General features: G+C 69.2%; 22 protein-coding genes. 10 read left to right on the top strand and 12 right to left on the bottom strand.

Annotation, left to right across the window (positions count from 1 at the left end; all coding sequences use genetic code 11):
- The first annotated feature begins 15 nt into the window (after window positions 1-15).
- The 4 genes from ACIRCZ_RS12195 to ACIRCZ_RS12180 are packed head-to-tail and all read left to right on the top strand — an operon-like array spanning window position 16 to window position 2,406.
- Complete coding sequence (locus ACIRCZ_RS12195) at window positions 16-447, top strand: phage holin family protein (protein WP_402853366.1); 432 nt, start codon at window positions 16-18, stop codon at window positions 445-447.
- Entirely contained in the window at window positions 444-689 is a 246-nt protein-coding gene (locus ACIRCZ_RS12190; RefSeq protein WP_055896878.1) for a DUF3618 domain-containing protein, read from the top strand. Before ACIRCZ_RS12195 ends, ACIRCZ_RS12190 begins: the two co-directional genes overlap by 4 nt.
- Window positions 679-1,719 (top strand): YihY/virulence factor BrkB family protein, encoded by a 1,041-nt coding sequence (locus ACIRCZ_RS12185; RefSeq protein ID WP_055896881.1) that lies wholly within the window; start codon window positions 679-681, stop codon window positions 1,717-1,719. The genes ACIRCZ_RS12190 and ACIRCZ_RS12185 overlap by 11 nt, the downstream gene beginning before the upstream one ends.
- Window positions 1,720-1,728: 9 nt before the next feature.
- The gene (locus ACIRCZ_RS12180; protein WP_402853361.1) at window positions 1,729-2,406 is read left to right on the top strand and encodes an NUDIX domain-containing protein; all 678 of its coding nucleotides are present in this window, start codon (window positions 1,729-1,731) and stop codon (window positions 2,404-2,406) included.
- A 36-nt stretch (window positions 2,407-2,442) separates the two neighbouring features.
- Here ACIRCZ_RS12180 and ACIRCZ_RS12175 read toward each other — a convergent pair whose 3' ends face one another.
- Both ACIRCZ_RS12175 and ACIRCZ_RS12170 read right to left on the bottom strand, forming a co-directional pair.
- Window positions 2,443-3,996, bottom strand: coding sequence for an arylsulfotransferase family protein (locus ACIRCZ_RS12175; protein WP_402853358.1), 1,554 nt, complete (start codon window positions 3,994-3,996; stop codon window positions 2,443-2,445).
- Window positions 3,997-4,065: 69 nt separating this feature from the next.
- Window positions 4,066-5,487 carry a glutamate decarboxylase gene (locus tag ACIRCZ_RS12170; RefSeq protein WP_402853355.1) on the bottom strand — a complete coding sequence of 474 codons (1,422 nt, stop codon included), beginning with the start codon at window positions 5,485-5,487 and terminating at the stop codon, window positions 4,066-4,068.
- A 353-nt stretch (window positions 5,488-5,840) separates the two neighbouring features.
- Here ACIRCZ_RS12170 and ACIRCZ_RS12165 point away from each other — a divergent pair, with 353 nt between their 5' ends.
- The gene (locus ACIRCZ_RS12165; RefSeq protein WP_402853352.1) at window positions 5,841-7,022 is read left to right on the top strand and encodes an RtcB family protein; all 1,182 of its coding nucleotides are present in this window, start codon (window positions 5,841-5,843) and stop codon (window positions 7,020-7,022) included.
- A 71-nt stretch (window positions 7,023-7,093) separates the two neighbouring features.
- Here the strand turns inward: ACIRCZ_RS12165 and ACIRCZ_RS12160 are convergent, their stop codons facing one another.
- From ACIRCZ_RS12160 to ACIRCZ_RS12125, 8 genes are all read right to left on the bottom strand, one after another.
- Complete coding sequence (locus ACIRCZ_RS12160) at window positions 7,094-8,113, bottom strand: hypothetical protein (RefSeq protein WP_235500529.1); 1,020 nt, start codon at window positions 8,111-8,113, stop codon at window positions 7,094-7,096.
- 319 nt (window positions 8,114-8,432) lie between these two features.
- The gene (locus ACIRCZ_RS12155) at window positions 8,433-10,133 is read right to left on the bottom strand and encodes a hypothetical protein (protein WP_402853348.1); all 1,701 of its coding nucleotides are present in this window, start codon (window positions 10,131-10,133) and stop codon (window positions 8,433-8,435) included.
- Window positions 10,134-10,150: 17 nt separating this feature from the next.
- Window positions 10,151-10,813, bottom strand: a complete 663-nt coding sequence (locus ACIRCZ_RS12150) for a response regulator (protein ID WP_402853346.1) — start codon at window positions 10,811-10,813, stop codon at window positions 10,151-10,153.
- 133 nt (window positions 10,814-10,946) lie between these two features.
- Window positions 10,947-14,009 carry an alpha-mannosidase gene (locus ACIRCZ_RS12145; protein WP_402853343.1) on the bottom strand — a complete coding sequence of 1,021 codons (3,063 nt, stop codon included), beginning with the start codon at window positions 14,007-14,009 and terminating at the stop codon, window positions 10,947-10,949.
- A gap of 29 nt (window positions 14,010-14,038) precedes the next feature.
- Window positions 14,039-14,875, bottom strand: a complete 837-nt coding sequence (locus ACIRCZ_RS12140; protein ID WP_055896902.1) for a carbohydrate ABC transporter permease — start codon at window positions 14,873-14,875, stop codon at window positions 14,039-14,041.
- The gene (locus ACIRCZ_RS12135) at window positions 14,875-15,834 is read right to left on the bottom strand and encodes a carbohydrate ABC transporter permease (RefSeq protein ID WP_055896905.1); all 960 of its coding nucleotides are present in this window, start codon (window positions 15,832-15,834) and stop codon (window positions 14,875-14,877) included. The genes ACIRCZ_RS12140 and ACIRCZ_RS12135 overlap by 1 nt, the downstream gene beginning before the upstream one ends.
- Before the next feature lie 7 nt (window positions 15,835-15,841).
- Window positions 15,842-17,191, bottom strand: a complete 1,350-nt coding sequence (locus ACIRCZ_RS12130) for an extracellular solute-binding protein (RefSeq protein ID WP_055896908.1) — start codon at window positions 17,189-17,191, stop codon at window positions 15,842-15,844.
- 163 nt (window positions 17,192-17,354) lie between these two features.
- Window positions 17,355-18,596: an ROK family protein gene (locus ACIRCZ_RS12125; RefSeq protein ID WP_402853339.1), complete on the bottom strand. Its 1,242-nt coding sequence runs from the start codon at window positions 18,594-18,596 to the stop codon at window positions 17,355-17,357.
- A gap of 136 nt (window positions 18,597-18,732) precedes the next feature.
- Here ACIRCZ_RS12125 and ACIRCZ_RS12120 point away from each other — a divergent pair, with 136 nt between their 5' ends.
- The 3 genes from ACIRCZ_RS12120 to ACIRCZ_RS12110 all read left to right on the top strand — a co-directional run bounded on the left by ACIRCZ_RS12120 (window position 18,733) and on the right by ACIRCZ_RS12110 (window position 20,893).
- Entirely contained in the window at window positions 18,733-19,392 is a 660-nt protein-coding gene (locus ACIRCZ_RS12120; protein ID WP_402853336.1) for a hypothetical protein, read from the top strand.
- An 86-nt stretch (window positions 19,393-19,478) separates the two neighbouring features.
- On the top strand, window positions 19,479-20,204 hold the full coding sequence (locus tag ACIRCZ_RS12115) for a YcnI family protein (protein ID WP_402853333.1): 726 nt from the start codon (window positions 19,479-19,481) through the stop codon (window positions 20,202-20,204).
- Complete coding sequence (locus ACIRCZ_RS12110) at window positions 20,201-20,893, top strand: copper resistance protein CopC (RefSeq protein ID WP_402853330.1); 693 nt, start codon at window positions 20,201-20,203, stop codon at window positions 20,891-20,893. Before ACIRCZ_RS12115 ends, ACIRCZ_RS12110 begins: the two co-directional genes overlap by 4 nt.
- A 91-nt stretch (window positions 20,894-20,984) precedes the next feature.
- On the opposite strand, the gene ACIRCZ_RS12105 is transcribed toward ACIRCZ_RS12110, so the two are convergent.
- A complete protein-coding gene (locus ACIRCZ_RS12105) occupies window positions 20,985-21,878 on the bottom strand; it encodes a glucose 1-dehydrogenase (protein ID WP_402853327.1) in 894 nt (297 codons plus the stop codon).
- Window positions 21,879-21,955: 77 nt separating this feature from the next.
- Between ACIRCZ_RS12105 and ACIRCZ_RS12100 the strand changes: the two genes are divergently transcribed.
- On the top strand, window positions 21,956-22,084 hold the full coding sequence (locus ACIRCZ_RS12100; protein ID WP_268765820.1) for a hypothetical protein: 129 nt from the start codon (window positions 21,956-21,958) through the stop codon (window positions 22,082-22,084).
- Between the two features lie 26 nt (window positions 22,085-22,110).
- On the opposite strand, the gene ACIRCZ_RS12095 is transcribed toward ACIRCZ_RS12100, so the two are convergent.
- Entirely contained in the window at window positions 22,111-22,278 is a 168-nt protein-coding gene (locus tag ACIRCZ_RS12095; protein WP_157480417.1) for a hypothetical protein, read from the bottom strand.
- Window positions 22,279-22,453: 175 nt separating this feature from the next.
- Between ACIRCZ_RS12095 and ACIRCZ_RS12090 the strand changes: the two genes are divergently transcribed.
- Window positions 22,454-23,641 carry a MarP family serine protease gene (locus ACIRCZ_RS12090; RefSeq protein WP_402853323.1) on the top strand — a complete coding sequence of 396 codons (1,188 nt, stop codon included), beginning with the start codon at window positions 22,454-22,456 and terminating at the stop codon, window positions 23,639-23,641.
- Window positions 23,642-23,690: the final 49 nt, after the last annotated feature.

Raw genomic sequence — 23,690 nt, 5'->3', positions numbered from 1 at the left:
CGAACAGGGAGCCCGATGAGTTTCGAGAAGCCGCCGCTTCCCCGCGAGCGACGCAGGACCACGAAAGGCTTGCGGCCGCTGCCCGAGCTGACGAAGGACCTGGTCGCCCAGTTGCGGAGGCTCGTGGCGAGCGAGCTCGCACTGTTCAAGGCGGAGATGAGCGCCAAGGCGAAGGCCGCCGGCGTCGGCATCGGCCTGTTCGTGGCCGCCCTGATGTTCGTGTTCTTCGCACTCTGCGCCCTGGTGACCACGGCGGTGCTGGCCTTCGCACTGATCGTCCCGGCCTGGCTCGCGGCCTTGATCGTCGCGGGCATCCTGCTGGTGCTCGGCATCATCACTGCTCTCATCGGCAGGGCGAGCCTGAAGCGCGGCGTTCCGCCCGTGCCGGACGACCTCAAGCAGGAACTGGGCGACGATCTTCGCGCCCTGAAGGGAGAGCGACCGTGACCGACCGCCGCCCCGAGCGTCCTCCCATCCCCGACGGAGCGGGCATCCCCACGATCAAGCTCGACCTGGAACAGACCAGGGACGAACTCGCCTCGACGCTCGACGACCTGTTCGCGACGTTCAACCCCGGGGTGCAGATCCGCTCGCATCCCGTGCTGTTCGTCGGGTTGTTCCTCGGCGTCGTCGCCGCGGCCGCTGGAGCGGTCGCCATGCTGACGCGAGGCCGGTCGCGTGCCCGCTGACCGCGGAGGCGTCGGCGCTGCACGCGCGGAGGCCGTCGGCCGCATCGAGCGGATGCACCGCGTCTCGTGGTTCAAGCTGCCGTGGGGGTTCATCCTCAAGCGCACGTTCCGGAGCTTCTCGCTCGACGCCTGCACCGACCTCGCCGCAGGGCTGACCTACTTCGCCGTGCTGTCGCTGTTCCCGGCGATGATCGCACTGGTGAGCATCCTGGGCCTGATCGGTCAGAGCCAGGCCGGCATCGATGCGCTGTTCCAGGTGGTGGAGGAGATCGCTCCCGGCACACTGGATGCGGTCAAGGGCCCGATCGAGAACCTCGCCGCCTCCCCCGCCAGCGGCTGGGCGCTCGCGATCGGCATCGTCGGCGCGATCTGGTCGGCCTCCGGCTACGTCGGCGGCTTCGGTCGTGCGCTGAACCGGGTGTACGGGGTGCGGGAGGGGCGGACGGTGTTCTCGCTCCGTCCCGTGCAGCTCGGCGTCACGGTCGCCGCGCTCGTGCTCATCGCGCTGATGGCGCTCCTGCTGGTGGTGTCCGGTCCGGTGGCGACCGCCATCGGGAACGCGCTCGGCGTCGGCAGCACCGTCGAGGTGGTGTGGTCGATCGTCAAGTGGCCGATCATGATCGTCGCCATCGTGCTGCTGGTCGCCCTGCTGTATTCGGCGACCCCGAACGTCAAGCAGACGAAGTTCCGCTGGCTGACCACCGGCTCGTTCGCCGCCATCATCGTGCTCGGGATCGCCTCGGCCCTCTTCGCGTTCTACGTGGCCAATTTCGGCAGTTACGACAAGACGTACGGCGCGCTCGCCGGCATCATCGTGTTCCTGCTGTGGATCTGGATCGCGAACGTCGCCCTCCTGCTCGGCGCCGAGCTCGACTCGGAGATCGAGCGCGCCAGGCAGCTCGTCAGCGGCATCGAGGCGGACTCTGTGCTGCGCCTGCCGCTGAAGTCCGACAAGGCCATCGTGAAGGCTCGGGATGCGGCGTCCTCCGACATCCTCGCCGCCAGGGAGATCCGCAAGCGCTACCGTTAGGCTCGCGCTATGAGCACGGATCAGCCAGGACAGGACCGCCAGGGTACGACGACCGTCCCGGACTCTCGCGGCAGGACGGGGCTGGACCTGGTCGGCCGCGACCTCGACGGGAATCCGGACGTGCGCATCCTGGATGTGGAGGTCACCTCAGACGGCTGGCACGTGCTGCGCCGCACCACGTTCGACTACCGCGGCCGTGACGGCGCGTGGACGACGCAGGCGCGCGAGACGTACGACCGCGGCAACGGCGCCACGATCCTGCTCTACGACCAGGAGGCGCGCACGCTGCTGCTCACCAGGCAGTTCCGCTTCCCCGCCTACGTCAACGGCCACCCGGACGGGATGCTCGTGGAGGCTGCAGCCGGACTGCTCGACGACGACTCGGCCGAGGAGGCCATCCGGCGCGAGGCCGCGGAGGAGCTCGGCGTGACGGTCGGCGAGCTGAGCCATCTGTTCGATCTCTACATGAGCCCCGGCTCCGTCACCGAACGGGTGCACTTCTTCGCCGCGCCGTACGCGGCCAGGGACGTGCGAGGGGGAGGCGGGGTCGAGGAGGAGGGCGAGGAGATCGAGCCGGTGACCATCGGCTACGACGACGCTCTCGCCCGCATCGCCGACGGCACCATCGTGGACGGCAAGACCGTCATCCTGCTGCAGTGGGCGGCGCTCAACCTGTTCGTGTGCTGATCGTCTGGCGCGGGTCCGTCGGGCGCAGCCGGATCGTCACACGCTGATCGTCTTCGACGCTGCCAGCACCTCGCCGTTCGCATCCAGCGCCTGCACCGCGACGTGCTGCGCCTGCTTCACCAGCAGCGAGGTCTCGAACCCGGAACGCTTCACCGTGCCGACCGGAGCCGGCTCGCCGGACGTGGAGGCGAGCACCCGCCAGGAGCGCACCTCCGTCGCGCCGTTCCAGCTCGCGAACACGCGCATCCCGTCGCCCTCTGAACGCACGGCGACCGAGGGGGCCGTCGTGGGGTGCGCGACCCAGGCGTGCCTGGACGCCCGGTAGGAGATGGCGCCGAGGGTCGCCTCGTAGACCGCGTCGCCCGCCGCGGTGAACTCCGTCACGGCCGGGTCGGTGCCCCAGCCGACGAGGACGTTGCCGTTCTGCAGCACCTGCACGCTGCCCATCGCGGTGCCGAGGTGGTTGTCGTAGCGGTACTCCTGTTCGAGCGTCGCCGTGGTCTCGCCCGTGTCGAGCGAGAACTTCAGGCCGCGGGATGCCCCGTCCGTCCCCGAGTACAGGTGGTTGTCGAACAGCGTGATCGTGCCGTCGTCGTGGCGGCGCACGTCGTGCTGCCAGGCGAACACCGCGTCCTTCTGCACGGCGATGTCGCTCTTCTTGCCGCCGAACCGCCACTTCACGTCGCCCGTCGCGCGGTCGATCGAATAGATCGTGTGCGTGTGCCTCGCCGAAACGAGGAGGCGGTCGCCGTCCTCCTCGACCGCGTTCAGGTGGTAGGCGTCGAAGGCGCGCCCCGCCGTCGTGCCGTCGTGACCCGCATCCTGGGTGAGCCCGAGATACGTCTCCGAGACCGGGATGTGGTCGAGCGCATCCCAGTCGAGCAGCACCTTCCCCGTCTCCACGTCGATCTCCTGCACGTGGCAGTCGTAGAGGTAGCCGTTCTTCGGTCCGCCGATGGAGCTGAGGTCGGCGGGCTTCGTCGCGTAGACGGTGACGAGTGCCGTGCCGCGGTCCGTGAGATTGAACTCGTGCAGGTCGGCGTCGAGGCCGTTCCCTGCTGAGACGGTCGCGATGGTCGCGTACGTGGGGTCGAGGATCTTCCCCTGCCCAGCCCCGTGCCCGCCCGTGCTCTTTCCGGTCCAGTACGTGAGCACGGGTTCGCCGCGGTAGGTCTGGACCTTCAGATCGGTGACGTTCGCCTTGGTCGGCTCAATCCACACGGGCTCGCCGTTCTCACGCACGATGGCGCCGTTGAAGCCCGTCACCTGCTGGGTGACGAACACGAAGCCAGGCGCCGTCGTCCCCGTCTTCCACGAGGTGATGGCGGGAACGGTCAGGTCGGAGCTGACGAACGAGCGCAGCACCGGCTGGGCGGTGGAAGACGCGGACGGTGTGGCCTGGCCGGTCGCCGCGGACGAGCCGGAGCCCGGCCGGGTGGCGGCGATGGCCGCCGCAGCGACGCCGACCCCGAGCATGGTCCCTCCGGTGATGAGGGCGCGACGCGAGAGAGCAGTGGTCTTCCGCTTCTGCGCCTGGTCTGGTGCTGGTTCGGGCGCGTCGGATTGCCTGTCGGTTCGTTCAGGGGTCACCCCTCCACTATCCGCGCGTTTTTCAGTGCGAGCTAGGTCGCACCTGTGAGCGACCTGAGGACCACGGGGTCAGTGGGCGAAGCTCGTGACCTGCCCCTCGGTCGGCATGGGCGCCTCCAGCGCATCCAGGTAGTCGGCGGCCTCCCTGATGTCGACGACCAGGCTCTCGGCCAGGTTGCGGCTCAACCCGTTGCGCACCACGATGCGCTGCACCACAAGGTCGGAGAGGTCGTCCGGCATCGGGTACGCAGGGATCAGCCAGCCTTTCAGCCGCAGGCGTTCCGACAGGTGGTAGAGGTTCCATTTGTCGGTGTGCCCCGGCGTGAGCTGCCAGGCGAACACCGGGATGTCGGTGCCGTCGTTCCAGAGAGTGAACGCATCCATCGCTGCGATCTCGCCCGCCAGGTAGACCGCGACGTCCTGGCAGGCTTTCTGCACCCGGTAGTAGCCGTCCCAGCCCAGCCGGAGGAACAGGTAGTACTGCAGCAGCACCTGCGCGCCAGGCCGGGAGAAGTTGAGCGCGAACGTCGGCATGTGGCCGCCAAGGTAGGTGACGTCGAAGACCAGGTCCTTCGGCAGCGCATCGACCGAGCGCCAGACCACCCAGCCGAGGCCCGGGTACACGAGCCCGTACTTGTGCGCTGACGTGCTGATCGACGCCACCCGCTCCACCCGGAAGTCCCAGGCGAGGTCGGGCTGCAGGAACGGCGCGATCATGGCGCCGGACGCGCCGTCGACGTGGATGGGGATGTCCAGCCCGGTCTCCGCCTGGATGCGGTCGAGCGCCTCGGCGATGGCGGCGACCGGCTCGTACATGCCCGTGTACGTGACCCCCATGATCGCCACGACCCCGATGGTGTTCTCGTCGACGTACTTCTCCAGCTCGAACCCGTCGAGCACCCTGTGCTCGTCGCTGATCGGCACGAAGCGCGGCTCCACATCCCAGTAGTTGCAGAACTTCTCCCAGCACACCTGCACAGCGCTCGACAGCACGAGGTTCGGCTTCTCGACCGACTTCCCCTCCGCCTTCCTCGCATGCTGCCACCGCCGTTTCAGTGCGAGCCCGCCCAGCATGCACGCCTCGGACGAACCGATGGTGGATGTGCCGACCGCCTTCGCCTGATCGGGTGCGTTCCACAGCCCGGCGAGCATCTTCCAGCACCGCGCCTCGATGGCGGCGGTCTGCGGATACTCGTCCTTGTCGATCATGTTCTTGTCCGCGGATTCCGCGTAGATCTTGTCGGCCTGCGGATCCATCCAGGTGCCGACGAACGTCGCCAGATTGAGCCGCGAGTTCCCGTCGAGCATCGCCTCGTCGTGCACGATCTGGTACGCGGTCTCCGGCAGCGACTCCCCCGACGGCAGGGTGTTCAGCGGGAAGTCGGTCGCCTCGCCCGCTCGCGCGAACAGCGGATTGAGCTGGTTCTGCTCGCTGAGACCGGTGTGTTCGTGATGCGACTCGTGCGGCTGCCCTGCCTGCGATGTGGTCATGCTGCCACGGTAGGCCTGTGCGTTGTGGTGGCGCCATTGTTCCGGGCGGGCCATGCTGCGAGTTCGTAGACAGACCGGCCCTCGCCCGTGTACTCTCGGAAATCCTGTGCCGACCGGCACAGGACGCCCCGCCGAGTGGAAGGTCAGGAAGATGCGAGCAACGCAGAGCCTGAAACGCGAACAGCGCGACTACCGCTCGCTCGAGCCTGCCCGGGGCCTGTAGCACCGACATCCCGTCGACCGTCACAGCCCCGTCCATCTCGAGGACCGGGGCTTTTTCTCTGCCTTCCGCCGACCGTGCGACAGGGTGCGAGGCCAGCCTCGGCCGCACCTTCACGAGAAACGAAAGGATCATGGAAAGAATCTCGAACCGCCTGCTGAGCTGGGCGAGCCTGCTCGAGGACAACACGCGCGAGCAGGCCGTCACGTCTTCGCAGATGCCGTTCATCCACCCGCACCTGGCTCTGATGCCGGATGCGCACCTCGGGCTCGGCGCCACCGTCGGCTCTGTCATCCCCACGCTGGGCGCGATCATGCCCGCTGCCGTCGGCGTCGACATCGGCTGCGGCATGATCGCCGTGCGCACCCAGTTCACGAGCGACGATGTGGCGCGCGCTGTCGGCGTGCATCCGCTGTCGGAGCTGAGGGAGCAGATCGAACGCGCGATCCCGCTGTCCGCCGGCGGCCGCAACAACAAGATCGTCGCCACAGCAGAGCCGCGCGTCGCCGAGCTGACCGCGATGGCCGACGCCATCGGCCTGTCTCCCGCAACGTACGCGAAGGGCTGGGCGCTGCAGCTCGGCTCGCTCGGCTCCGGCAACCACTTCATCGAGGTCAGCCTCGACGAGACGGATGCGGTGTGGCTGTTCCTGCACTCGGGAAGCCGTGGCGTCGGCAACCGGATCGCGGGTCACCACATCACGGTCGCGCAGCGGATCATGGAGCGGTACTGGATCGACCTGCCGAACCGGGACCTCGCCTACCTGGTCGAGGGCACGGACGAGTTCGACGCGTACATCGCCGAACTGCGGTGGGCGCAGCACTTCGCTCTGCTCAACCGCGAGGAGATGATGGACAGGGTGATCCGGCAGACGGCGGAGTTCTTCGGTGCGGACGTGCAAGAGCGGGAGCGGATCAACTGCCACCACAACTTCACGGAGCGCGAGCGGCATTTCGGAAAGGATGTCTGGGTGTCCCGCAAGGGGGCGATCTCAGCGCGGAAGGGTCAGGCGGGGCTCATCCCGGGCTCGATGGGGACGGCATCGTACGTCGTCTCCGGACTCGGGAACCCGCTCGCTCTCGAGTCGTCGCCGCACGGTGCCGGCCGCCAGTTCTCGCGGTCGGCCGCCAGGCGCACGTTCACCATCGAGCAGCTTCGTGAGGCGATGGCCGGGATCGAATTCCGGGACACGGATGCGTTCCTGGACGAGATTCCGCAGGCGTACAAGCCGATCGACCAGGTGATGGCGGATGCGGTCGATCTCGTGGAGATCCGCCACACGCTGCGGCAGATCGTCAATGTGAAGGGGAACTAGACGATCGCAGGGGGATCGGGTCGCGTCACTTCGGTGGCGCGGCCCGGTGCGGCGCCGAACGCGCCTGCTGTCTAGCCCTGCGCGAGCGTCGGCGCTGTGGCGTTGCCGAAGTCGATGTGCAGGTGGTTGCAGGTGTCGTCGAACGGCTTGAAGTTCTCGACGCTGATCGAGGAGCGGCAGTTGATCTGGCCGAGGCCGGAGCCGTTGGGGACCAGCGGGTCGAGGATGCTGATCAGTTCGAGCGAGCGCGAGTCGCCGCCCGTGAGGGGGGCGCCGTCGAGGAGGTAGAAGTCCACGGCGTGGCCTCCGCCGTTCGCGTAGTGCGACGACTCGGTGCCTGCGCCTTCGATCTGGCCGGTGCAGCGGCGGTTGATGTCGCTGACGCCCACCTGGGAGAAGTGCTCGAGTGCGACCGAGATCGACTGCAGCACCCGGTAGTCGACGCCGCAGCCAGGGACGGCGTTGCCCTCGGCGAGGTCCGCGATCTCCGGGATGTGGTTGGGGGTCGAGCCGACGAGGCGGCCGGAGGCGACAGCGCCCATCAGCTGGACCGCGAGCGCCTCGACGCTCGGCGACACCGAGGTGTTCATGGTGGAGTCGAGCATCTGCGGCGACTCGGCGATCTGCATCCCGTCGCGGGAGACGACCTGGGCCGTGGTGCCGCCGCCGGTGAGCGTCTGGACGGCCAGGGCCGTGCGCGCGTTGCCCATCGGCGACGCCTCAGCCGAGCTCGCATATGCCGGAAGGGCCGCGGTTCCGAAGAACGCGGTCAGCGCGAGGAGCACAGCGGCGTGGAAGCCGAACCGCTTGCGATGCGTGACGTGCACCTTGCGGAAGATGCCCTGCCGCGGTGCGGCGACGACGGCGCCTGGCTGCTGCGTGGTGCGCCGTGCCGACAGCTCGCGCCTGGTCGGCTTGACGACGATGCGCTCGCGCTTCGCCGGACGCTGACGCTCAGCCTCGACGCGTTCGCGCCGGCTGACGAAGACCTGTCCGGGGTCGGTCGAGAGCTCCGCCGGCTCCTGGACGTCGACGACGACCGGAGCCCGATAGGTGCGGCGAGACCGCGACGGGGCACTGGACTGGGGCAAGCTAGGTCTTTCTGAGCGGGGGGTAATGCGCGGGGCTTTGCGCAAACGCGTACTGATCTGTTTTACCCGATATCGCCTGAAGGTTCCATCAACATGCATAGATTCCCCGGCCGCAGGGGCCCGTCCCGCGCGTTCGGGTCACGCAGGAATGGGCCCCTGACCGGGGGTTTCATCGCGGGTTGCACCGCTTTGATGAAAACGAATCTACGGTGTCCGCGTTTTGGGGGACCGACGGGGTACGGCTGTTACGACACGAACCGCCCGGCGCGGCCAGGACGCGGCTCCGAGACGGCTCCAAAACGGCAGCCAGACGCGAACGTCAGGGGATCGCGACCGCCAGTTCGACCCCGCCGGAGCGTTCGCGCAAGGCGACCTCCGCGCGCCCGGCCAGGTCCCTGAGGCCGATCCCCGCTCCGGGGGATGCGAGCTCGCCTCCCGACGTCACGCGCACCAGCACGCCGCCGTCCCGCCCGCGGGTCAGGTCGAGGGTCACAGGCGACCCGTCCCCGTGCCTGACCGCGTTGGCCAGCCCCTCGGACATCGCGTCGACGACCGCCTCGCAGCGACGGTCGTCGTCCAGGCGGTCCCACACGGTGTCGTCGATGCGCACGTCGAGCGTCATCGCCCGTCTCCAGCTGTCCGCCAGCATCCGGATGCGCGTGCGCGCGTCCGTCGCGGGCCGCGCGCCCCGCAGTCCGGTCCTGATGCGGTCGACGGCATCTCGCACTGCAGTCGCTGCGTCAGCGGGGGTCGCTCCGCTCATCCCGACAGCGAGGGCGCTGGCGATCAGTTCGGACTGCACCCCGGAGTGCAGCAGCCTGGCGATGCCCTCCCGCTCGTGGTCGTAGTCGACGCGCACGCGCGCCGCCGCCTCGACGGCCGCCTGCATCGACTCCTCGATCTCGCTCTGGTCGGCGCGCACGCGCACCGACAGCGACGACACGAACGCGACCGCCGCTGCGATGCACGGATAGATGAAGGCCTGGAACACGATCAGGTCGGGGGCGAAGCCGAGCGCGCGCAGCATCCTGTCGCTCTCGACGGTGAGCACCACCCCTGCCACGACGTAACCGGCCAAGACGGTTGCCACCCGGGCTGCCGGCCGGCGCATCAGGGAGGAGAGCCTGGCGACGCCGATGTTCGCCAGAAGGAGGATGGCGAGGGTCACCGGAATCTGGATGACGGCGAGGCCGACCCCGTATGAGCTGAGCGCGAACGGCGTGACCATCCCGACGAACAGCACGGCGGTCGGCAGTGGCGGCGCCGCCCGCATCCCGCCGATCACGGAGCCGAGCCAGCCGAGCCTGCCGGACGATGACGACTCGACGGCGGCGCGCTGCCCCGGCGTAGCGTCCGCGGCGTAGAGCTCGTGGCTCGCCGGACGGACGATGTCGTTCGCGAGCGAGCGCAGCAACCGGGAAGCGTCGGCCGGCTCGATTCCGGCGAGCATCGCGGGGGCGGCGGCGTCCTCGATCTGCGCGAGCACCGCATCCACAGACGTCGCCCGCAAGGTCCGGATGCGCTCGCGTCCCGCCCGCTCGTCGGCTTCCGCCGCCTGCCGCACGGCGTTGAGCCGCCGGTACACGCCGCGGTGGTCGCGCACCAGATCGACGCCGATCGCGATGAGCGGGAACACGGAGAGGCAGATGACGACGTTGATAGCGATGCGGGCTCCGAGCTCACCCACCTCGACAGGGATGCCGAGCAGGCCTCCCGTCCACAGGAACAGGAACGGCCTGAGCACGCCGACGGCCGCGAAGAGCACCAGGACGACGACCGCGCGCATCCGGTCGGGCGTCACCCGCAGCACGCCGTATGCGGCCAGCATCGCGAGGCCGACCGCGAGATGCTCGACGCCGGCGACGGCCTCCGCCTCGCCGAGCGAGCGGCCGCCGTCCACGTACTGCACACCGGACATGACGGTCATGGCGAACGGGAACGTGATGATCCAGGTCCACCAGGTGATCGCGTTGCTCCCCGTCGCACGCGCGAGGAGGCGGCGGGTGGAGACGAGGTTCACGACCGGGCCATTCGAGTTCAGCCGAGCCCGGTCTGCGGGTCGCCGAAGGTGGCGGTGTAGAGGGTCGCGGCGGCCACGCGCGGCGTCAGACGGTCGTCGCCGGAGACGCCGAGCGCGTTGAAGATCCGCTCCACGCTCTTCTCGACGGCGCGCACGGTGACCCCACGACGGCGCGCGATCTCGGCGTTCGAGAACCCGGCGGCCAGCAGCCGCGTCGTCTCGAGCTGCGCTTCGCTCAGCCGCAGCAGCGCCGCCCGGCCGTCACCGCTCGGAGCCTCCCGCGACACCGGGCGCTCGGCGAGCGCTGCCTCGGCGGCCACCACGAGTTCGTCGATGTCGGCGATGGCGCCCTTGTTCACGAACGACGCTCCGGCGACCGTCTCCCGCGCACGGGCGGACGCCGCCTCGCGAGACAGGTTGCTGAGGAAGACGATGGCGAGATACGGCGCCCGTTCGCGCAGGATCGTCGCGAGCTCGAGGCCGTTCGGCCGTTCCCCCAGGTCGATGTCGGTCACCAGCAGGTCGGGATCGGCCTGATCGGCCAGCCGCAGTGCATCGGCGGACGACGCAGCCGGGGTCACGTCGAACCCCCGCCGTTCGAGCGCTTCGGCGACGAGCGAACGCATCAGCGCGTGGTCCTCGACCACCAGCGCCCTGCGTCTCCACCCGTCCACCGCCATGCCCGACAGAATATCGGCGTGGGCGGGCGGCACCGGACCGGTGGGTGCACCCCAGTTCGGGGCTCCGCAGTGCGCCAGCCAGGAAAGGATGCCCGCCCCGGGGTTCGCGCGGCCCGGGGCGGGCAGTCGGTGGTCACCCCCGCGCGATGCGGAGGGTGACGAGCTGGAACGGGCGGAGGGAGATGGCGACCGCACCAGGGCCGGACCCGTCGCCGGAGCCGCCGTCGCCGGAGCCGCCGTCGCCGGTCGCGCCGGTGACCGCATCCTGTGCCGTCTCGCGTTCCAGCAGGTCGGTCTGCGTGACGCCGGTGTGCGGGAAGTGGACGCCGATGCTCGCCGTGGTGCGCGAGCCGTGCGCCTCGTAGAGCCGCACGATCACGTCGCCCGAGCCGTCCTCGGCGAGCTTCACCGTCTCGATCACCGCGGCCGGGGTGTCCGACGACACCAGCGGCTCGACGGCGGCCGCCTGGCCGGTGCGCGCAGGGAGGTTGAGCCGGTAGCCCGCCTCGATCGCCGCATCCAGGCCGCCGACGACGATCGAGGTGCGCAGCGTGTGCTCACCCTGGTCGGCATCCGGGTCGGGGAACATCGGCGCCCGCAGCAGGGTTTGCCGCACGAGCGAGTACGTGCCTCCACCGTCGCGGGCGTGGCGGGTGATGTCGTGGCCGTAGGTCGAGTCGTTCGCGACGCCGACGCCGAAACCGGCCTCGGCGACGTGCACCCAGCGGTGTGCCGGCGTCTCGAACCGGGCGGTGTCCCAGCTCGTGTTGGTGTGCGTCGGCCGCTCGATGTGACCGAACTGGATCTCCGACCTGGCGGACGCGGTGTGCACATCCACGGGGACCGCCAGCTTCAGCATCCGCTGCTTCTCGTGCCAGTCGACGTGCGTGAGGATGTCGAGCGCCGCAGAGCCGGCGTCGAGCGACACCGTCTGCGTGACTACGGACGAGCCGAAGCTGCGCACGATCCGCAGGGCGACGCTGTCCGCGCCGTCCGCCACGACCTCCAGGCTGTCGAGCGCCGTGAGGTCGTCGCCGAACCGGCGGTACTCCACGTCCACGTCCCACGCGTCCCACTGGGTGGGGGTGTCACGGAAGAGCTGCAGCAGGTTGGCCCTGGTTCCCGGCGGGAGCGCCTCCCGGCCGGACGCCGCCTCGACGATGGAGGTCACCAGACCGTCGCCGTCGACCGTCACCGTGATGAGCGCGTTGGCCAGGACGAAGCCGTCGCCTGAGCGCTCGATCCTGGCATCCCCTGGCCGAGATGCGGTTCCAGCGCCGAAGGCGGGAACCCCGTCGACCGCGAACGGCGACGCGTTGAAGACGACAGCAGTGGATGCGGCATCCCCCAGCGCCGCCACCGACCGGGCGATCACGCCCTCCAGCGCCTCGGCAACGATCCCGTAGTTCTCCACCGCCTGGTCGTGCACCCAGCCGATCGACGACCCAGGCAGGATGTCGTGGAACTGCTGCAGCAGCACGGTCCGCCACGCCTGGCGCAGCTCCTCCACCGGGTATGCGGCCCCGGCGCGCACGGCGGCCGTCGTCGCCCACAGCTCTGCCTCGTGCAACAGGTGCTCGCTGCGGCGGTTGCCGTGCTTGGTGCGAGCCTGCGACGTGTACGTCCCGCGGTGGAACTCCAGGTAGAGCTCCCCAGCCCACACCGGCGCGGGCGAGAACTCGGCGGACGCCGCCGCGAAGAACTCGGCCGGCGTCGCGACGCGCACGGTCGGCGAACCCTCCAGAGACGCGGTGCGCTTGGCTGCGGCGACCATCTCCCTGGTCGGCCCTCCTCCCCCGTCGCCGAAGCCGAACGGGACGAGCGAGGTGTTCGCGCTTCCCTTGTCGGCGAAGTTCTGCTCCGCGTGCGCGAGCTCGGCGCCGGAGAGCACCGAGTTGTATGTGTCGACCGGCGGGAAGTGCGTGAAGATCCTGGTGCCGTCGATGCCCTCCCAGTCGAACGAGTGGTGCGGGAACTTATTGGTCTCGTTCCAGGAGATCTTCTGGGTGAGGAAGTAGTCGGCCCCTGCCGCGCGGGCGATCTGCGGGAGGGCCCCGGAGTATCCGAACGAGTCGGGCAGCCAGACCTCTTTCGGCTCGAAGCCGAACTCCTCCAGGAAGAACCGCTTGCCCTCCACGAACTGGCGGGCCATCGCCTCCGAACCCGGCATGTTCGTGTCCGACTCCACCCACATGCCGCCGACCGGTACGAACCTGCCCTCGGCCACCCGCACCCGGATGCGCTCGAACATCTCGGGATAGAACTGCTTCATCCAGGCGAACTGCTGTGCAGACGAGCAGGCGAACACGAAGTCCGCATCCTGATCCATCAGGTCGAGGACGTTGGAGAACGTGCGGGCGCACTTGCGGATCGTCTCCCGCACAGGCCACAGCCACGCCGAGTCGATGTGCGCGTGCCCGACCGCGAAGATCGAGTGGGCCGTCGCGGCCGCCGGGGAGGCGAGCACCCCGGCGAGCGCGGCCCGGCCGGCCGCTGCCGTGCCGTGCACATCGGTCGGGTCGACCGCATCCACCACCGCGTCCAGTGCGGCGAAGAGGGATGCGCGGCGCGGCGACTGCTCCGGCAGCACGGCGGCGAGGCCGCGCGCCGTCCACACGTCCTGCACCAGCTCCCACACCTCGCGGTCGCGGTGCACGACGGCCATCCGCCGCAGCGCGTAGATGGGATGCTGCGGTGCGGTGGATTTGCGGCCAAGCTTGGTGGGGATGAAGTCCACGAACTCGCTGCCCACATCCGGATTGGCCGCCGCCTCGACGTAGACCTCGAACGGCTGGCCGGGAGCGAGGCGCAGGCGGACGTAGCCGTTGAGCGGTTCGATCGCCTTGATGATGGTGCCGTCGGTCGCCCAGACCAGGCCCTCGGCCTGGAAGCCGACCTGTCCTGCTGTGAAGCCGAGGTCGACGACCAGCTCGACGTCGTCCGGGTCCGCGTCCCACTCAGCGGGAACGGTGCCGGTGACGTGGAACCAGACCGTCCCCCACGGCCGGCCCCACGCCTGCCCGAGCTCGAACGGCGTGAACGTGTTCGCGACGGCCTGCGCGAACGGCACCGGCTCGTCCGGCACCTCCCACGCCTCGATCGTCACGGGCGCGGACGCGCGCTCCAGTGCGGGTGCGAGACGCTCGCGCACGAAACGGTCGACGCGCATCTCGACGAGCTGGTTCTGTTGATACAACGAGACTCCTTATATAAGAGGTACGGGGTCTAGCCCTTGACGGCTCCGGCGAGCGCGGACGAACCACCGAGCACGCGGGAGACGAGGACGTAGAGGGCGATCACGGGCACGGAGTAGATGAGCGAGTACGCCGCGAGCTGGCCGTACGCGACGGCTCCGTACTGCCCGAAGAAGGTGAAGATGCTGACGGCGGCCGGCTGGTTCTCCGGGCTGAGCAGCAGCACGAACGGCACGAAGAAGTTGCCCCACGCCTGCACGAACACGAAGATGAACACCACGGCGATCCCGGGGCGGACGAGCGGGACGACAACGGTCCACAGCGTTTTCATGCTCGACGCACCGTCGACCCACGCTGCCTCCTCGAGGGAGAGCGGCACGGAGTCGACGAAGTTCTTCGTCATCCAGATCGCCATCGGAAGCGACGATGCTGCCATGAACAGGATCGTCCCACCGATCGAGTCGATCAGGTTCAACGACACGAACAGGCTGTAGACCGGAACCATCATCGCGGTGATCGGCAGGCAGGTGCCGAACAGGATCGCGTAGAGGAACGGCTTGTTGAACCTGTTGCGGTAGCGGGACAGCGGGTACGCGGCCAGGATGGCGACGATCACCGTGATGAACGCGCATCCCGCAGACAGCAGCAGGCTGTTCCAGAGCGGCACGAACGCCAGGTCCGGTGTGAGCACCTTCTGGAAGTTCTCCAGAGTCCACTGCTTCGGCCAGCCGACGGCCAGGGTGGCCGAGCCGTCGAACGACGCGAACACCACCCACACCATCGGAAGCACGAAGACGAGCCCGATCAGCAGCAGCAGGATGTTGGCGGTCCACTTGAGAGCGAGACCGCTCGGCGATGACAGGCGCATCAGTCCACCTCCGTCTTGAGAGCGCGCACGTAGACGATGGCGAACACGGCGCCCACGAGCAGCAGGATGGTCGCGATGGCGGTGCCGTAGCCCAGCTCGGAGAACTTGAAGGCCTCCTGGTAGGCGAGCACGGGGAGCGTCATGGACTTGTTGCCAGGACCGCCTCCCGTCATCACGTAGATGAGGGTGAAGACCGAGAGGGTCTGCAGGGTGATCAGCATCAGGTTGGTGGAGATGCTGCGGCGGATCATCGGCAGTGTCACCAGGAAGAACCGCTTGATGCCGTTCGCGCCGTCGACCTCCGCCGCCTCGGTGATCTCCGGCGGCACCTCCTGCAGCGCCGCCGAGTATACGAGCATCGAGAAGGCGGCGCCTCGCCAGGTGTTGGCGAGGATCACGGCGAGCATCGGGAACGCGAACAACCACGACGGCCCGGTGATGCCCACCATCGCGAGGATGGCGTTGAGCGTGCCCTTCTGGCTGAAGAACGCGTACGACGCGAACGCGGCGACGATCTCCGGCAGCACCCACGCGCCGACGACGAACGTCGACACGATGGCGCCGACCACCCGGCCGCCCGCCCGCATCAGCAGGGCCAGGACCATCCCGACGATGTTCTGCCCGATGACGGCGGAGCCGATGAGGAAGACCAGGGTGAGGACCACCGCGACAGGGAAGTCCGGGCTGTTGAACAGGTCGATGTAGTTCTTCAGGCCCACCCACTCGCTCGACGCGGCCGCGGCCCCGGTGAGCGACGAGTTGGTGAACGATCCGTAGAAGGAGGAGAGGATCGGCCCGACCAGGAACACGACCAGGAGGCCGATGGCCGGGATGAGCGGGACGGTCCTCGCGACCGATCGCCGGACTCTGCGCGAACGTGCCGTCCGCTCCGGGCGGGGCGGCCGGGAAGTTCCCCGGCCGCTCGCGCCCTCGGCGACGGCGTCGATTGTCGACGTCACTGTCTGGTTACTCCGACTTCGTCTTATCCTTGCCGACGATGCCGACGACCGTGTCGTCGTACGCCTTGGCGGCTTCGGCTGGTGACTGCTGGCCGGTCATCACCGACTCCATGGCCACCTGGATCCCGTTGGAGATCTTCGAGTAGTCCGGGGTCGCAGGACGGAACTTGGTCACATCCACCAGCGAGGCGAAGAACGTGGATGTGGGGTTCGACTTGGCGTACGCCGGGTCGGCCGCGACGTCCTTGCGCACCGGGATCTGGCTGAGCGAGATGTCGAAGTCGAGCGAGTTGGCCTTGTTGAGGGCGTAGGAGATGAACTTCCAGGCTTCGTCCTTGACCTTGCTCTTCGACCCCATCGACAGCGTCCAGCCGCCCGACATGCTGATGCTGCCCGGCTCCTGGCCGGTCTGCGTCGGCATCGGAGCGACGCCCATCGTCTTCTCCCACTCCGGCCAGTTGGTGTCGCCGGTGGACTGCCAGGTGCCTGCGACCCACGAGCCGTCGAGGTTGATGGCGAGCTTGCCCTGCGGGATGAGCTGGCTGGTCACGATGTTCTGGTAGTTGGTGTCGCTGGTGATCTCCTGCGACGGGCCGAGGCCGCCCTGGTAGACCTCCTTCAGCACATCCAGAGAGTCGGTGAACGCCTTCGAGCCGGTGATCCACTTGCCGGACGACGCGTCGTACAGGCCGTCCTTGCTCGCTCCGTAGAGCAGCATCTCGAAGCCCTGCATCGAGCTGGCCTCGCCGCCGGCCTTGCCGGAGAAGATGTTGATGGGGGTGACGCCGGGGACCTTGTCCTTGATGGTCTTGGCCGCATCCAGCACGTCGTTCCAGTCCTTCGGCTTCCAGTCGGCCGGCAGCCCTGCCTTGGCGAAGATGTCCTTGTTGTACCAGAGGGCGCGGGTGTCCGTGCCCATCGAGACGCCGTAGATCTTGCCGTCGTCGCCCTTGCCTGCGTCCTTGGCGTTGTCGTAGAACTGCGACCACTCGTCCCACTTGTTCACGTAGGAGTCGAGCGGTTCGAGGTACCCGGCCTGCGCGTCGGAGCGGATGAGGAAGGTGTCCTCGTAGAGCACGTCAGGTGCGGTGCTGGCGCTGCGGTTCATCAGCGAGAGCTTGGTGTAGTAGTCGTTCTCAGCGGCCTTGATCGGAACGAGGGTGACCTTCTCCCCCGGGTTGGCCTTCTCGAACCCGGCCTTCGCCTTGGCCATGAACTTGGCCATGAGGTCGGTGCCGAAATCCTGGTAAGCCACCTTGATGGTCTTGCCGTCGTTGGACCCGGACGACGAACATCCGGCCAGTGCGACGAGTGCGGATGCGGCCACCACGGCGACCAGAACTCTGCTGCGTTTCATCGATGCTCCCTTGCTTCGATGTCCGGTGGGCGCCTTCCCTGCCCTGCGGTGCCGGACCTTGGTTGTAATTTATAAATCAATTTGATTTATTTGGCAATGGGTGCGGGGAAAATGCCTGATGAGACCCGGATGGGGGTCGACGGGATGGGAGTCGAGCCGCGCCCTACACCCGGCCGCGCGGCGAGAAGGTCGCGTCGAGCACCAGGCACGCCGCGCCCACCGCGGCGACGTCGGCGCCCACAGCGCTCGACTCCGTGATGACGGGGTGGGTGAGGATGTCCATGTCGAACTCGTGCATCCAGCCGGGGAGGCGGGCGGCGTAGAACGGTTCGAGCCGGTCCCAGGACGGGCCGCCGAAGACCACGCGGTCGATGTCGAGCAGCGCGGAGAGGTTCGAGAGATAGTACGCGGTGTTCCGGATGGACCTGTCGAGGATGCTCGTGGCCACGTCGTCGCCCGCCGTCGCCGCCTGTGTCAGCTCCGTGAAGAGGGCGTCGACCGTCTCGACGTCGAGGTCGAGCTCCACGCCGTCCGGGACGGGTTCTCCGCCCGGCGCGGAGAGGACACCGGCCCAGATCGCCTGCATCACCAGGCGGTACGGACGGACGGATTCGCCGTAGCAGCCGCGACGCCCGCAGGCGCAGAGGGCGCCGCCTGGGTCGACGATCGCGTGGCCGACGTCGCCGGCGTTGTGGGTGGCGCCCGTGTAGACGTCGCCGCCGAGCACCATCCCGACCCCGACGCCCGTGCCGTAGTACACGAACACGTAGTCGTGGCTGGCATCCGCCGAGTCGCGCCAGCGCTCGGCGACCGCGGCTGCCGTCACGTCCTTCGCCACCAGAGCGGACAGGCCCGTCGCGGCCCGCAGTTCGTCGCGCAGGTGGAAGTCGTTCCAGCCGGGGATGAGCGGCGGCCGCACCACCACGCCCGTCTCTGTGTCGATCGGGCCGGGTGCCGCGACGCCGACACCGCTGACCTTCGCCCGGTCGACGCCCGACTCCGCCAGCACCGTGCCGATCGCCTCCACCACGATGGCGAGGGTCTGCATCGCGTCGCCGGACACCGGAGAGTGGCGGCGTGCCTCAGCGACCACCTCGCCCTCCAGGTCGAGCAGCACGCAGGTGATGACCGTGGGGTCCAGGTGCACCCCGACCGCGTACGAGCCCGTCGGCTCCAGCTGCAGGATGGTGCGCGGCTTGCCAGGACCGTCGATGCGCTTGCCTGCCTCGCGGATGAGGCCCTGGTCGATCAGCCTCCTGCTCACGTTCGACACCGTCTGCGCCGACAGGCCGGTCGAGCCGACCAGCTCGACTCTGCTGAGGCCTCCCTCGGAGCGGCGCACGGCGTCGAGCACGACCGTGTCGTTGAACGCGGCGATCGCGGGGAGGTTCGCTCCTCTGGGCATACGCCTCCTTCAGTGTGCGTCGGGTCGCCTTCGTAGGATACATACCGAGCCGCAGTCGGTCGCCGACGCCCAGGGCGGCCGACGCCCATCCGTTCCGTAGACTTGCTCCGAACCTGGAACGACGGACGGAGACAGCATGGGATCGAGGTGGGCTCGCGTCGCGCGCGGGTTGCTCGCATCCTGTGTCGCGATCTTCGTCGCCGCCCTGTTCCACGTCGCAGGCGGCGGGGCCGCGCCTGGGGTGCTCCCGCTCGCGCTCAGCCTCGCGTTCTCGACCGTCGCATCCATCGCCCTCACGGCGCGGTCGCTGTCGCTGTGGCGGCTGACGATCGCGGTCGGGTTCAGCCAGTTCCTGTTCCACCTGCTGTTCGGTCTCGGCACGGGCACGGCCACGTTCAGCGCTCCCGCCGGCGCGACGCACCTGCACGCCGGCTCGCACCTGACGATGACGATGCCCGGCGTCACTCCGGGCACGATGCCCGGCGCAATGCCCTCCCACGACGACCTCAGCCTGGGGATGTGGGGAGCCCACCTCACCGCCGTCCTCGTCACCGTGATCGCGCTGCGCTTCGGCGAGCAGGCGTTCTGGGGGCTCCTCGAGACCACCAGGATGCACGTGGCCAGGTTCGCCGACCGCCGCATCCTGGACAGGCTCGCCATCGCGCCGGCCATGCTCGAGCACGCCTCCTCCGCCGTCGCCGGCGCCGTCTCCCGCGAGCCGGCGCTTCTGCGCGACCTCGGCGTCCCCCTCCTCCGGCTGCGCCACCGCGGGCCACCCCTGGCCGTCGCGTCCTGACGGAGCGTTCCACGATCGTGCGTGGCGCCCGTCTGCCGGCGCGCACCCGCACTCATCGAACGCTTCCGAACAAGGACAGAACTCCCATGAAGAAACGCACCATCGCCGCGTCCATCGCCGCGGCCACCACCGGCCTCCTCCTGCTCTCCGCTCCGCTCGCGGCCAGCGCGCACGTGCACGTCACCCCCGACCAGGCAGAGCCTGGCAGCTACGCGACGCTCACCTTCAAAGTGCCGACGGAGTCGGCGACGGCGGGCACGGTGAAGCTCGTCGTCGACCTGCCGACAGCCGACCCGTTCACCTCGGTCACCTACCTCCCGCTCGCCGGCTGGACCACGACCGTGGACACCGAGACCCTCGCCAAGCCGGTGAAGACCGACGACGGAACCATCACGCAGGCTCCCGTGCGCGTGACCTGGACCGCGGACTCCGGCGTGCAGATCGCACCAGGGCAGTTCCAGGAGTTCACGATCTCGGCGGGCGCCGTGCCCAAGACCGGCCAGCTCGTCCTGCCGACGCACCAGTACTACAGCGACGGCAGCGTGGTCGACTGGAGCGAGAAGACCCCGGCGTCCGGGGCAGAGCCCGAGCACCCTGCGCCGACGATCTACGTGACCGACCCTGTGCCGGCCGCCGACGGCGAGAACCTCGTCGCGAGCTCGACGCCGGCGCCGGTCGCCGCGTCGTCCGGGCTGGCGGCCGACGCCCTCGCGATCGGCCTGGGTATCGGCGGACTCGCGCTCGGCGCCATCGCGCTCGTCGTCGCCGTGTTCGCGGCCACCAGGCGCGGGCGTGGGAAGGTGGGGGCATGACGCACCGCATCCGCACCGCATCCATCGGGGCGTTGACCGCCGCCATCGCGGCCGTCGCTGTCGCGGTGCTTCCCGTGGCGAGCGCGTCGGCGCACGACTACCTGGTCGGCAGCGACCCGGCGGCCGACGCCGTCGTGAGTTCGCCGCTCGACGCGGTGAAGCTCACATTCAACGACCGCGTGATCGACATCGGCGGCAACAGCGCGCTGGTGACCGTGACGGGTCCGGATGCGGCGACCCGCCACTTCGAGACCGGATGCGCGACCATCGCGGACACGGTCGTCAGCGCACCGGTGGCGCTCGGCGCCGCAGGGAAGTACACGATCACCTACCAGATCGTGTCGGCGGACGGCCACCAGGTGTCGAACTCGTACGAGTTCAGCTACCAGCCGCCGTCAGGAACGGCGGAGGCGGCAGGCACGGAGAAGACGGCGTGCGGCGCCGGTACGTCCACGCCGAGCGCCGAGCCGACCACCTCGGCGACGCAACCCGCCGCCGCCGAGCCGACGGAGACCGCAGGGTCCCCCCAGCCGACCGCAGCCTCATCCACGGATATCGGCCTCGTGATCGGGATCGCGGTCGCCATCGTGGTGCTCGCGATCATCGCGGTGGTCATCGTCCTCCTCACCGCCCGCCGCAAGCCCAAGCCCGGTCCCGGTCCCGGCTCCGGTCCCACGCCCGACGAGTAACAAGCAATCGAGTCCGGACTTGTTCACACCTCGCGACGGTGTGTCGCCTGAACAAGTCCGGACTCGATGGATGCGCGGGGGGCCGGGGCCGTCAGGGGGTCGGCATGCCGCCGTTGACGTTGAGGGTCTCGCCGGTGACGTAGCTGGACTCCGCGGAGGCGAGGAAGACGTACGCCGGCGCCAGCTCGGTCGGCTGACCGGCGCGGCCGAGCGGCGTCTGCTCGCCGAAGTCGGGGAGCTTGTCCTTCGGCTGACCGCCAGCGACCTGCAGCGGTGTCCAGATCGGCCCTGGCGCGACGGCGTTCACCCGGATGCCGCGCGGCGCCAGCTGCCCGGCGAGCGCCTTGGTGAACGTGTTGATCGCCGCCTTCGTGGTGGCGTAGTCGACCAGGATCTCGCTCGGCAGGTATGCCTGCACCGAGGTCGTGTTGATGATGCTCGAACCAGGCTCGAGGTGCGGGAGCGCCGCCTTCGTGATCCAGAACATCGCGTACACGTTGGTGCGGAACGTCTCGTCGAACTGCTCGTCGCTCAGGTCCTCCAGCCGTTCGCAGAACTGCTGCTTGCCCGCGTTGTTGACCAGGATGTCGATACCCCCGAGCGCTTCGACGGCGTCGGCGACGAGCCCGCGGCAGGCCTCGGCCGTCGTGATGTCGTACGGCAGCATGGCGACGGTCGCGCCGCTGCCCTCTACGACGGCCGCGATGCGGCGGGCGTCCTCCTGCTCGTCGGGCAGGTAGGCGATGGCGACGTCTGCGCCCTCCCTGGCGAACGCGATCGCGACGGCAGCGCCGATCCCGGAATCGCCTCCGGTGACCAGCGCCTTCCGCCCGGTCAGCCTGCTCGTGCCGCGGTAGGTCGCCTCACCGTGGTCCGCCTTGGGCGCGAGGTCCGCATCCAGGCCAGGCGCATCCTGGTGCTGCTTGGGGGCGTCGACGGAGTCGAAACGGTCGACGGGATTCTGAAAGGTCAGTTGGTCGGTCATGAGGCGGACGGTACGCCGGGCCGCACGCGCGTCGCAGGGGGTTTACGCCGGGCAGGGCGCGGGCGTAACGTCTCCGCATGGACAAGGACGCCCAGAACCAGCCGACAGCGGTACCCACCGAGCAGATGGACCCGGACATCGTTCCGGCCCCGCTCCCCGACCCCGCCGCCGTCGACGACGGAGACGAGGAGGACGGGCGCCTCTGAGCACGGCGATGGCGCGGTGGTCCTGGTCAGTCGGGGGCGCCGCCTGATGCCGTGTCCTCTTCGGTCTCGGCGTTGTGGTGCTCCTGCTTCGACGGTTCGGAGTCCTGACCGTGGTCGTGGATGGCTGCCGTGAAGTCGGCGCTCGTCATCTCCTTCTCTCCGTCGTCGAGGTCGGGGCGGTTCTGGTCGCTCATCCGGTGATCCTTCCGTCGCGGGGGCGCCGGTGCGCCCCGTAGGCTCCGGACGGTAGCCCCCGCATCCGCCGGACGGAAGGGGGTGTGGACGGCAACAGGTGGCAGTTTCGCCGGCGCCAGAGGACACACACGTCCGGTTGAGCCCGCGCACAGCCTCGTGAGGCAAGGTGGGCGGGTGGAGATCGTTGTCGACGTGGTGCTCGTGGTGCTCGCCGTCGTCGCCATCGCCGCGGGGTGGAGCAACGGAGCCATCCGTGCCGCCGGTTCCCTCGTCGGACTGGGACTCGGGCTCTGGGCCGGGCTGAGCCTCGCTCCGCTCGTCGTCGCCTGGCTCGCCGAGGCCGGCTGGGGAAGCGTCACGGAGCGCTCGGTCGTCGCCGCCATCGTCATCCTGGTCTGCGCCGCCGTCGCGTACGCCATCGCCGCCGGACTGGCGTCGCTGATCGGAAAGCTGCTGCGCCACGGACCGATCCGCTGGCTCGACTCGCTCGTCGGCGCCGTGCTCGGACTGCTCACCTGGGCCGTCGTGGTGTGGCTCGTCGCCGGTTTCGCCATGGCCACCAGCCTGGCGACGGTCGTGCAGGCCGCCAGTTCGTCACGCGTCGTCGCGACCCTCGACAGCATCGCGCCGTTCCCGGCCAGCACGGTGCTCGGAGCGGTCGACGACGCCCTCGCGGGGGCCGGTCTTCCCCAGGTGTTCGAGAGCGGCGAGTCGATCAAGACGATCCAGGCGCCGGACCCGTCCGTGCCGAGCGCCGTGGCGGCGACGGAGTCCTCCGTCGTCACCGTGCTCGCGTCGAAGCCCGCGTGCGGCGTCGACTCGGAGGGCAGCGGCTGGGTGGTGCAGAGCGGCAGGGTCGTGACGAACGCGCACGTGGTCGCCGGCGCATCCACCATCGTCGTGCGGGAACCGGCCACCGACAGGGTGGAGCGGGCGACGCTCGTCGCGTTCGACCCTGAGCGCGACCTCGCCGTCCTCGATGTCACCGACCTCATGGCGCCGCCGCTCGACATCGGGCCGGATGTGACCGCCGGCGCCCAGACGTACGCGGCGGGCTATCCGGGCAACGGCCCGTTCACGATCAGCCCGGAGCGCGTGCGCGACCGCATCATGGCCCGCGGCACCGACATCTACCAGTCCGGGTCGGTCGACCGCGACATCTACTCGCTGCGCGGCAGCGTGCGTCCCGGCAACTCTGGCGGTCCGCTGCTCAACTCGTCCGGCGACGTGGTCGGCGTGGTGTTCGCCCGCTCGACCGTCGACCCCGACACGGGATACGCGCTCACGCTCGCCGAGCTGCGGCCGGTGCTGTCGTCGGTGAGCTCCGCGCCGATCAGCTCCGGCGCCTGCTCCACGGGTTGATGGCGCGATGCCGCGCGGAACACTTTCGGGCGCGAGGTGGTTGGCTGGT

It is taken from the genome of Leifsonia sp. NPDC102414 (genome assembly GCF_044765685.1).
Lineage (GTDB): Bacteria > Actinomycetota > Actinomycetes > Actinomycetales > Microbacteriaceae > Leifsonia.
The sequence above is the reverse complement of the archived record's forward strand: the minus strand, read 5'-3'. Positions and strand labels throughout refer to the sequence as shown.